Source organism: Kocuria sp. (genome assembly GCF_030536815.1).
Lineage (GTDB): Bacteria > Actinomycetota > Actinomycetes > Actinomycetales > Micrococcaceae > Kocuria > Kocuria gwangalliensis.
The window spans coordinates 1-9,688 of the sequence record NZ_JAUNPE010000086.1 but is presented as its reverse complement, the minus strand read 5'-3'; the positions used below and the strand labels follow the sequence as shown (position 1 = coordinate 9,688).

Here is a 9,688-nt window from a genome sequence, read left to right as displayed (position 1 = left end):
ATGGAATCGCGGTACGCGCCCAGCAGGTTGGCCACCAGCTCGTCCATGCGCGCCTTGGCCACGGGCGGGAAGTGCTCCTGCACGTACAGCTCGCCCACGGCCTCGCCCAGCGCGCCGTTGACCAGGGCCACGCCGCGCTTCCAACGGTCCTTGAGCTGCGGGGTCCCGGAAAGCACGGTCCCGTAGAACGCGAAGTTCTCGTTCACGAACGCTTCCGGCAGGTACGACGCCCGCGCGGAGACCACGTGCCACCGGGCCCAGGACTTCCAGGCGGGCAGCAGCTCGTCCGTGATCAGCCCGTCCAGACCCGTGAAGAAGCTGGGCTGGGCATTGACCACGGTGGCCAACTGATCCTCGGTGAGTCCCACACCCAGCAGCACGGAGTACCAGTCCAGGCGTGAGACCTGCCCGGCCAGCTCCGTGAAGGTCATGGGGTTGTACATCTTGGTCAGGTCACGCACGGTGACCTTGTCCCAGTGGTGGGAGGCGATGCGCGTCTCGAGGTCCAGCACGGCCTGAGCCTGCTCGGCGGCGTCCTCGAAGCCCGCGAGCGAGAGCATCTTCTCCACGTGAGCCACGTACTTCTCGCGGATCTCCCGGTACTGGTCCTCGCGGTAGTACTCCTCGTCCGGCAGGCCCAGTCCGGACTGCCCCACGAACACCAGGTTGCGTTGCGGATCGCCGGGATCGGAGTCGAGATCGATGTCCAGGGCCCCGCCGATGCCACGGCGCAAGGATGTCCCGAACCAGCGCGAGAGGGACTCCGCGGTATCCACGGCCTCGACCGCGTCCAGGTCCTCGCGCAGCGGCTGCGTTCCAAGTGCTTCGATGCGTTCGGTGTCCATGAAGGAGGCGTAGAGCAAGGCGATCTTCTGCTCGGAACTTTGCCCCGCGGCGTCGTCCTCCGTGTCCGGCTTGGCCTGCGTGATGATGGTCCGCACGGCCTCCTCGGCCTGATCGCGCAGCTCAATGAAGGCGCCCGTGGTGGCCTTGTCATCGGGGATGGTGGTGTTGGCCAGCCAGGTCCCGTTCACAAAGCGGAACAAGTCGTCCTGGGGGCGCACGGAGCGGTCGAATGCTTGCAGATCAAACACGGAAGAGGTCATGGAGCCACGCTACTGAACCGCGGTGACGCGCACTACAGGGCCCCCGACCTGTTCCCGGAGGGCAGAAAGGGTCGGCCCGTGAATAGCCGCCGCTCACCGCCTCACATGGCGCCGCTCGTTAGTTGTCCTGCTCCTCTTCCTCATCCGCAACGGTGGCCTCGGAGATGCGTTCCCCACGGCGCTCGGCCATGAGCAGCTCCCACGTGCGGATCAATCGGGGCAGGGTGATGATCACCAGCCCGCCCACCATGTTCAACGGGATCACCCACGCGAACCACACGAACCAGTCCGTGTAGGAGTAGTCCCAGCCGGCGTGCATGGCACCGAACATGACAATGGAGTTCAACGCCCCGTGAAGCATGCCCATACCCACCACCAGCAGGCCGCCGATGAGCGAGATGATCGCCGTCATGACGTCGTCACCCGAGCCCTGCTGCATGCGCGTCATGAGCGTGATGGTGGAACCGGCCAGCAAGGCCAGACACGCGGTCTCGAACGTCAGGCCGTTTTCCACGTAGCCCGTGGAGAGCTTGAGCAGGGAATCCGTCATGTCCGGGAACGCGGCCACCACGACCCACATGAATGCCCAGCCACCGGCCAGATTGGTCAGCAGAGTCACGACCCACAGCCGCACCAGCAACAACCATGAGCCGTGACCCGCCACCACGGCATTGATGGGCAGCAGGAAATCTTCGGTGAACAACTCCGAGTGGGCAAGTCTCAGGGCCAGCAACCCGATGCCGAACGCAATGCCCGCCAGGAGCTTGGAGCCGGTGGCCTCCATGACGGCCATCATGGCCAGAATGCCCAGGCCCACGTCTATGCCGCCGAACAAACCCGTGACGATCAACGCCCGCCACGTGCGGTGCAATCGGTCGGTGCCCTCTTGCACCGTGTTCTGGAATTCCTGCACCAACTCGTCCTCAAGAGGCTGATCGGTGCGCCCGGAGGCCCGGCGTTTGGTTTCACTGCTCGACTGGTCGGACATGAACAAAGCGTAAGTGACCATATCCCTCCCACGAACCACCAGGGGCGGACGCCGCCTCAGCCCTTGCCGGTGAACTCCGGCTTGCGCTTCTCCTGGAACGCGGCGAATCCTTCCGCGTAATCCTCGGTGGAGCACAGTGCGGCCTGCGCCTTGTTCTCCGCGGCCATGGAATCCCACAGGCCCACCTTGGCATCGCGCACCTGCGCCACGAGCTTCTTGGACGCCACGTACGCCTGGGTTGCGCCCGCGGCCGCCTTGGACACGCGCTGCATGGTGAAGTCCAGCAGGTCCTCGGCGGGGACGGCGCGTGAGAACAGGCCCGCCGCGACCGCTTCCGCGCCCTTCATCATTTCGGCCGTGTAAATCAGATCCAGGGTGCGGTGGGCGCCGAGGCGTTCGGTGAACAGCGCGTGCCCGCCCGAATCGAGCGTGGCTCCCAGGTTGGCGAACGGCGATCCGATGGTCGCGTCCTCGGCCACGTAGACCACGTCCGTGGCAATGGCCAGCCCCAGCCCCACACCCAGGCATGCACCCTGCACGGCGGCGAACGTGGGTGCCGGGAAGGTGGACATCTGCCGCAGCAGCGGCTGGACCTTGCCGCTCAGGTACGCGTCCGTGTCATCGGTGGCCGGGTCCACCCGGGAGATGTCGCGTCCCGCGCAGAACGCACGGCCCTCACCGCGCAGCACCAGCGCACGCACCCCGGCCCGCTCGGCTTCCGTGTACGCCTGCGCCAGCTCGTCCAGCGCGGCCTCGTCCAGCGAGTTCAGCTTCTTGGGGGCGTTGAGCACCACGTGGGCAACGTTGTCCTCGATGGTCAGGTCAATCATGGGGTTCTCCTTGCGGTTCGGTTCCTAGACCCGATCTCGACCGTGGCGAGCGGGCACATACGACGACGACGCCGCGCGGGTTGCACTGGTCCCGGCGCGGCGTCGTCGTCAAGCGAATGAACTCAGGCGTCGAAGTCGACGCTCAGTTCCTTGGAGGTGGGGCGGGTCTGGCAGGTCAGCACGTAACCGGCGTCCACCTCGTCCTTCTCGAGCGCGAAGTTCTCCTCCATCTCGAACTCGCCGCCGGTCACCCTGGCGCGGCACGTGCCACACACACCACCGGCGCACGCGAAGGGAACGTCCGGGCGAACGCGCAGCGCGGCATTGAGGACGGTCTCGCGGGCGGACATCGGGGAGTCCACCTCGCCGCTGGCGCCGTCCAGGTTGAAGGTGATCTTGTAGTTGTCGCCCTTGGGGTCGGCCTTGACCACGCGGCCCTGCTGGCCCTGCGGCGCGGCAGGCTTGCCCGTGGTGAACAGCTCGAAGCGCACCTTGGACTCGTCCACACCGCGTTCACTGAGGGTGTCGCGGCACATCTGGACCAGCTCGAACGGGCCGCACAGGAACCACTCGTCCGCGGAGTTCACCTGGATCACGTGATCCAACAGCTCCTCCAGCTTGTCCTGGTCGATACGACCGGACATCAGCGGGGAAATCCGCTGCTCACGCGAAAGCACGTGGTGAATGGCCACGCGGGAGGGGTACTTGTCCTTGAGGTCACCCAGCTCCTCGGCGAACATCACGTCCATCGAGGAACGGTTGGCGTAAACCAGGTCCATGGACGCCGTGTCCGAGGCGCGCAGGATCGCGCGGGCAATCGACATGATGGGGGTGATGCCGGAACCGGCGGCAAAGGCCACCAGGTGAACGTTCTTGTTCTTGGCCACCTCCTGGCGCGCCACCTCCTCCGGGTTGTTCATGGAGGTGATGTTCACCCTGGACGTGAAGGCACCCTGCGGGTTCATCACGTCCAGGACGTCGCCGGCCTTGAGCTGCTCGTTGGCCCACGTGGAGAACACGCCGCCCATGTCCTTCTTGATGGCCACGCGGATCTCACCCGGCTTGGGGTCCGCGCAGATCGAGTAGGAACGGCGCACCTCGTGGCCGTTGATCTGGGCGCGCACGGCCACGTACTGACCCGGAAGGTAGTTGTAGTCGGCCACGAGGTCCTCGGGCACCGCGAACGTGACCTCCACGGAATCGGAGGTGAGCTTACGCACCTCGGAGACCTCGAGGGTGTTGAACTTGCCACGGCGCTTGGCGACGGGCTGGGCCTCGCCGGTTTCGGTGCCGGTGGCCTCGATGGTTTCGCTCATGTCAGTGCACCTTGAAGTAGTCGAAGGGTTCCTTGCAGTCGTTGCAGACCCAGAGGGACTTGCACGAAGTGGACCCGAAACGGGTCAGCTCCCGCGTGCTCAGCGAACTGCAGCGAGGACATTTGACGGACAGGGCCAAGCGGACCGGTCCCGAATTGTGCCCGGCGCTCGTGCGACCGGTGGGCGGGGCAATGCCGTATTCGGTGAGCTTGGCCTGGCCGTCCTGGCTCATCCAGTCCGTGGTCCACGCCGGGCGCAGCACCTGCACAACGCGCACGTTGCGGTAACCGGCGGCCTGGACCACGGTCTCCAGATCGGCGGCCATGGTGTCCATGGCGGGGCAGCCGGAGTAGGTGGGGGTGATCACCACAACGGTCTCGTCCTGGCCCGCGTACGCATCACGCAGCACACCCAGATCCTCCAGCGTGAGCACGGGGATCTCGGGATCGCACACGGTCGCCGCAATATCCCACAGCTTGGCGTCCTCCGCGTCGGAGGGGCGCTGGGACGGGCCCAGCGGCAACTCGCGGGGAGCGGCGTCGTGACGAAGTACGGAATCGGAAGAAACGCGAGAGATCATCTACATCACCACTTGGCCCCGGGATGCTTACGCGCGAGCGACTGCATTTCGGCCAGGATGTAACCGCGGTACTCCGAGTACTCACCGTTGCGCGGAGAGTCGGGCAGGCGAGCCTGCGTGACTTTGGGGACCTCGAGCTCGGCCTCGGCCAGCAGGGCCTCGATGCGCTTCATGGTGTTCTCGCGCAGCGTGGACGGGCGCACCGCAATGCCCTCGAGCTCGTCATGCAGCGGCTCGTCCGCGAACAGCTCGTCCAAGTACGGCCACATGTAGTAGAGACCCTCCTGGCTGCGACGCTTGGACTCCTCGGTGCCCAGGCCCAGGCGCAGAATCCACTGCGCAGCGTGGTCCTGGTGGTACTCGACCTCCTTGACGGCCTTGTCCGCGATCGCGGCCAGGGTCTGGTCCTGGGAGGACTGCAGCGCGGAGTAGAGCTCGTACTGGTAGAAGGAGAACAACAGTTGACGGGCAATGGTCTGCCCGAAATCACCGTTCTCCTGCTCGACCAGGCGCACCGAACGGAAATCTTCCTCGTCACGGAAGTACGCGAGGTCGTCCTCGGACTTGCCCCACGCGGAGCCCGCATAGGTCAACAGGAAGCGGGCGTGGCCCACCATGTCCAGGGCAATGTTGCCCAGGGCAATGTCTTCCTCGAGCTCGGGAGCGCGGGAGATCCACCAGCCCAGACGCTGAGCCAGCATCAGGGAATCGTCACCGAGACGCAGCGCGTACTGGGCGACCGGCTCGGACGCCTGGCCACCGGAGCCCGCGATGTCCTCGGCGGTGATGGCGTTACCGGCGGACTGCTTGGTCGCGGAATCGTGAGATGCGAAGGCGCTCACAGGTGCTTCACTCCCTCACTCTTGGTGTAGTAGGTGGCGTGGCGGTAGCTCTTGCCCTGAGCGGACTCGAAGTAGCCGCCCTTGGAATCCGGATCGGAGGACGTAATGGCGTCCGCCGGAACGACCCACACGCTGGTGCCCTCATTGCGGCGGGTGTACAGGTCGCGTGCGTTGCGCACGGCCATGGTGGCATCCGGGGCATGCAAGGAACCGGCGTGCACGTGGGACAGGCCGCGCGAGGACCGCACGAAGACCTCCCACAGGGGCCAGTTACCGGTGGTGTTTTCGCTCATGTTCAGGCTCCGATGAGTTCGGCGGACGCGCGGCCCGCAACAATGCTGACTTCTGGGCTGTCGGTGGCGGACTCTGCTGCCTGGGCAGCGGCCTGCATCTGACGCTTGGCGTAGGCCTCGGCGGCCTCGCGCACCCAGGCGCCGTCACTGTGGGCCTTACGACGGCGCTGCATGCGCTGCACGTTGCACGGGCCGGAACCCTTGATCACGGACATGAACTCGTCCCAGTCCAGCTGGCCGTAGTCGTAGTGACCGCGCTCCTCGTTCCACTTCAGATCGGCGTCCGGCAGGGTCAGGCCCAGGGCCTCGGCCTGCGGAACGATCATGTCCACGAAACGCTGGCGCAGCTCGTCGTTGGAGAAACGCTTGATGTTCCACTCCATGGACTGCTGGGAGTTGGGGGAGTCGGCATCCGGCGGGCCGAACATCTGCAGGGCGGGGCCGTAGGTGCGGTTCACCGCGTCCTGGGCCATCTGCTTTTGTTCCTCGGAGCCGTGGGAGAGTTCGTACAGGATCTCCCAGCCCTGGCGCTGGTGGAAGGACTCTTCCTTGCAGATGCGGACCATGGCGCGGCCGTAGGGCCCGTAGGATGCGCGGCACAGGGGAACCTGGTTGCAGATGGCTGCGCCGTCCACCAGCCAGCCGATCGCGCCCATGTCTGCCCAGGTGCGTGCCGGGTAGTTGAAGATCGAGGAGTACTTGGCCTTGCCGGACAGCAACTGCTGGTTGAGGACCTCGCGGGGAGTGCCCAGGGTCTCGGCGGCGGAGTACAGGTACAGACCGTGGCCGGCCTCGTCCTGGACCTTGGCCATCAGGATGGCCTTGCGCTTGAGGCTGGGTGCGCGGGTGATCCAGTTGGCCTCCGGCTGCATGCCGATGATTTCCGAGTGCGCGTGCTGAGAAACCTGACGGGTCAGGGTCTTGCGGTAGGCCTCGGGCATCCAGTCGCGGGGCTCGATGCGGGAATCGTCCGCAATGAGCGTGGCAAAGTGCTGCTGGTCCACGGAGTTCTCGGTGGAAGTGGTTTGTTCAGTCATGGTGTCCCTCAGTTCACGGATGAGTTGGGGCGGAGCAAGCTGCCGCGGACTCCGCTTCGATAATAACTGACCGCTCGTTCAGGATATAACCGTACGGTGTGGGCGTCAACACACAATGCGAAAATTTGTGATGCACTTGACAGAACATTGCATTCTGCGATTCCCTACTGACCATTCGGTCATATAATGTGAGGGAGACAACATGCCGGACCATCCGATTCTGCGAGGAGACAAGACCTCGCAGTGGCTGGGGATCACGGTTCACCGTGCGGACCCGGGCCACGCCGTGATCAGCATGACCGTGCGGGAGGAGATGCTCAATGGTTTTGGCATCGTCCACGGAGGCATGATCTTCAGCCTGGCTGATTCGTGCTTCGCCATGGCCTGCAACGATCCCACCGGGGATGGCAGCACCATTACGGTGGCGCAGGGTGTGGACATCAACTTCATCAGTTCAGCTCGAGTCGGTCAGACCCTGACCGCCGAGGGTCGTGAGATCGCCACCACCGGTCGCAGCGGCCTCTACGACCTGTGCGTCACAGCCGAAGACGGCTCCGTGGTCGCCCAGTTCCGCGGCCGCAGCCGCACCGTGCCCAACCGTCAGAAAGCTTGAAGGTCATGACCACCTGCTCCGTTCCCAATCCGTACAAGCCCACCAAGTCTGCGGATCCCTCGCAGCCGGATCCCGAAGAGACCATGAGCCGGGACCAGATCGAGGCGCTGCAGACCGAGCGTCTCAACTGGACCCTGCACTACGCCTACGAGAACGTTCCCGCGTACAAGGAACTCTTCGACGAGCACGGCGTGCACCCCGATGAGTTCAAGGAACTGGAAGACCTGGCCAAGTTCCCGTACACGGACAAGGAGTTCTTGCGAAAGTCCTACCCGTTCAAGTCCTTCGCCACGCCCATGTCCGAGATCCGCCGCATCCACGCGTCCTCCGGAACCACCGGTCAGCCCACCGTGGTGGCCTACACCGAGGATGATCTGGAGACCTGGGGAACCCTGGTGGCCCGTTGTTTCCGCATGTCCGGCGTGAAGCCCGGCGACAAGGTGCACAACGTGTACGGCTACGGCCTGTTCACCGGTGGCCTGGGTGCCCACTACGGTGCCGAGCGCCTCGGGTGCGCCGTGATCCCGATGTCCGGCGGTCAGACCGACAAGCAGGTGCAGCTGATTCAGGATTTCCAGCCGGAAATCATCCTGTCCACCCCCACCTACCTGCTGACCATTGCCGATGGCTTCCGTAAGCACGGGATCGATCCGCGCGAGACCTCCCTCAAGCACGCCGTGCTCGGTGCCGAGCCGTGGACCGAGGAAATGCGCCACGAGATCGAGAAGACCTTCAACATCACCGCGTGCGACATTTACGGCCTGTCCGAGGTTATGGGCCCCGGCGTGGCCGGCGAGTCCGTGGAGACCAAGGACGGTTCCCACATCTGGGAGGACCACTTCCGCCCGGAAATCATCGACCCGTTCGACGATCGCGTGCTGGACACGGGTGAGCCCGGTGAGCTGATCTTCACGTCACTGACCAAGCAGGCGTTGCCGATCATTCGTTACCGCACCCACGACCTGACACGTTTGCTGCCGGGTTCGGTGCGCCCGGGTCACCGCCGCATGGGCCGCATCACGGGCCGTTCGGACGACATGATCATCCTGCGCGGGGTGAACCTGTTCCCGTCCCAGATCGAGGAACTCGCGCTGCAGGTCCCGACCCTCTCCCCGCACTTCACGTTGGAGATCACCCGGCCCAAGCGCATGGACCAGATGACCATCCACATCGAGCGCCGTGAGGGGGCCACGCTCGAGGAGGCTCAGGAGGGCGGCAAGAAGCTCGTCCACGAGATCAAGACCAAGATCGGTTCTTCGGCTTCGATCAACGTGGTGGAGCCCGGCTCGCTGGAGCGTTCCTCCGGCAAGTTGCGCCGCATTTACGATCACCGCGAGAAGTAGGGGCTGATCAGCCATGACGCCGAGCACCGGGGGATTTCCTCCGGTGCTCGGCGCGTTCGGCTCGCGGTAGCCTGTTGTGATTGTTCAGTAACTGAAAGTAGAGTCCGGGTTCATGCCAGCACAGCCACGCTCACTTACACACGACGACGCCGCCTCGGCACCACGTCGTGGCCGTCCAGGCTATGACCGGGAGACTTTGCTGGCCGTGTGCGTGGAGGTGTTCAACCGCCACGGTTACGACGCCACGTCCATGGGCACGCTGTCCACTCACCTGGGTATTTCCAAGTCCGCGATCTACCACCACGTGGCGTCCAAGGAAGAAATCCTGGAGCAGGCGCTCAATCGCGCGCTCGACTCCCTGGAGGCGGTGTTCGACAGCGTTCAAGCCACCGACTCCCGCGCCGTGAACAAGCTTGAGTTGATTATCCAGGGCTCCGTGCGGGTGCTCGTGGAGCAAATGCCGTACGTGACGCTGTTGTTGCGCCTGCGAGGGAACTCGCCGGTCGAGCTGAAGGCGCTCGAGCGGCGTCGGCAATTGACGCGGATGGTGGAGAACCTGGTGCGTGTGGCCCAGGATGAGGGCGATCTGCGCACCGACATCTCCAATAAATCCGCGCCCCGTTTGATGCTGGGCATGGTGAACTCGATCGTGGACTGGTACCAGCCCGAGCGCTCCGGAACCGTCAACCAGCTCTCGGACACTGCGGTCAAGATGGTCTTCGCCGGCCTTCGGGCCATGT

At 64.7% G+C, this 9,688-nt stretch carries 10 protein-coding genes and 1 pseudogene; 3 read left to right on the top strand and 8 right to left on the bottom strand.

Annotation, left to right across the window (positions count from 1 at the left end):
* From Q4E95_RS08820 to paaA, 8 genes and pseudogenes are all read right to left on the bottom strand, one after another.
* A pseudogene (locus Q4E95_RS08820) lies at positions 1 to 1,106 on the bottom strand (M13 family metallopeptidase N-terminal domain-containing protein); the annotation flags it as partial.
* A gap of 118 nt (positions 1,107 to 1,224) precedes the next feature.
* The gene (locus tag Q4E95_RS08815) at positions 1,225 to 2,094 is read right to left on the bottom strand and encodes a formate/nitrite transporter family protein (protein ID WP_303382950.1); all 870 of its coding nucleotides are present in this window, start codon (positions 2,092 to 2,094) and stop codon (positions 1,225 to 1,227) included.
* A 56-nt stretch (positions 2,095 to 2,150) separates the two neighbouring features.
* Entirely contained in the window at positions 2,151 to 2,924 is a 774-nt protein-coding gene (locus tag Q4E95_RS08810; RefSeq protein ID WP_303382949.1) for an enoyl-CoA hydratase/isomerase family protein, read from the bottom strand.
* Between the two features lie 122 nt (positions 2,925 to 3,046).
* Positions 3,047 to 4,240, bottom strand: a complete 1,194-nt coding sequence (gene paaE / locus Q4E95_RS08805; protein WP_303382948.1) for a 1,2-phenylacetyl-CoA epoxidase subunit PaaE — start codon at positions 4,238 to 4,240, stop codon at positions 3,047 to 3,049.
* A 1-nt stretch (position 4,241) separates the two neighbouring features.
* A complete protein-coding gene (gene paaD, locus Q4E95_RS08800) occupies positions 4,242 to 4,820 on the bottom strand; it encodes a 1,2-phenylacetyl-CoA epoxidase subunit PaaD (RefSeq protein WP_303382947.1) in 579 nt (192 codons plus the stop codon).
* A gap of 5 nt (positions 4,821 to 4,825) precedes the next feature.
* Entirely contained in the window at positions 4,826 to 5,662 is an 837-nt protein-coding gene (paaC, locus tag Q4E95_RS08795) for a 1,2-phenylacetyl-CoA epoxidase subunit PaaC (RefSeq protein ID WP_303382946.1), read from the bottom strand.
* Positions 5,659 to 5,955: a 1,2-phenylacetyl-CoA epoxidase subunit PaaB gene (paaB, locus tag Q4E95_RS08790; protein ID WP_016995969.1), complete on the bottom strand. Its 297-nt coding sequence runs from the start codon at positions 5,953 to 5,955 to the stop codon at positions 5,659 to 5,661. Before paaB ends, paaC begins: the two co-directional genes overlap by 4 nt.
* Positions 5,956 to 5,957: 2 nt before the next feature.
* Entirely contained in the window at positions 5,958 to 6,992 is a 1,035-nt protein-coding gene (gene paaA, locus Q4E95_RS08785) for a 1,2-phenylacetyl-CoA epoxidase subunit PaaA (protein ID WP_303382945.1), read from the bottom strand.
* 202 nt (positions 6,993 to 7,194) lie between these two features.
* Here paaA and paaI point away from each other — a divergent pair, with 202 nt between their 5' ends.
* The 3 genes from paaI to Q4E95_RS08770 form a co-directional block, all read left to right on the top strand.
* Positions 7,195 to 7,605 carry a hydroxyphenylacetyl-CoA thioesterase PaaI gene (paaI, locus tag Q4E95_RS08780; RefSeq protein WP_303382944.1) on the top strand — a complete coding sequence of 137 codons (411 nt, stop codon included), beginning with the start codon at positions 7,195 to 7,197 and terminating at the stop codon, positions 7,603 to 7,605.
* Between the two features lie 5 nt (positions 7,606 to 7,610).
* Entirely contained in the window at positions 7,611 to 8,948 is a 1,338-nt protein-coding gene (locus tag Q4E95_RS08775) for a phenylacetate--CoA ligase family protein (protein ID WP_303382943.1), read from the top strand.
* A 112-nt stretch (positions 8,949 to 9,060) separates the two neighbouring features.
* A partial coding sequence (locus tag Q4E95_RS08770) for a TetR/AcrR family transcriptional regulator (protein ID WP_303382942.1) occupies positions 9,061 to 9,688 on the top strand: 628 nt, incomplete at its 3' end.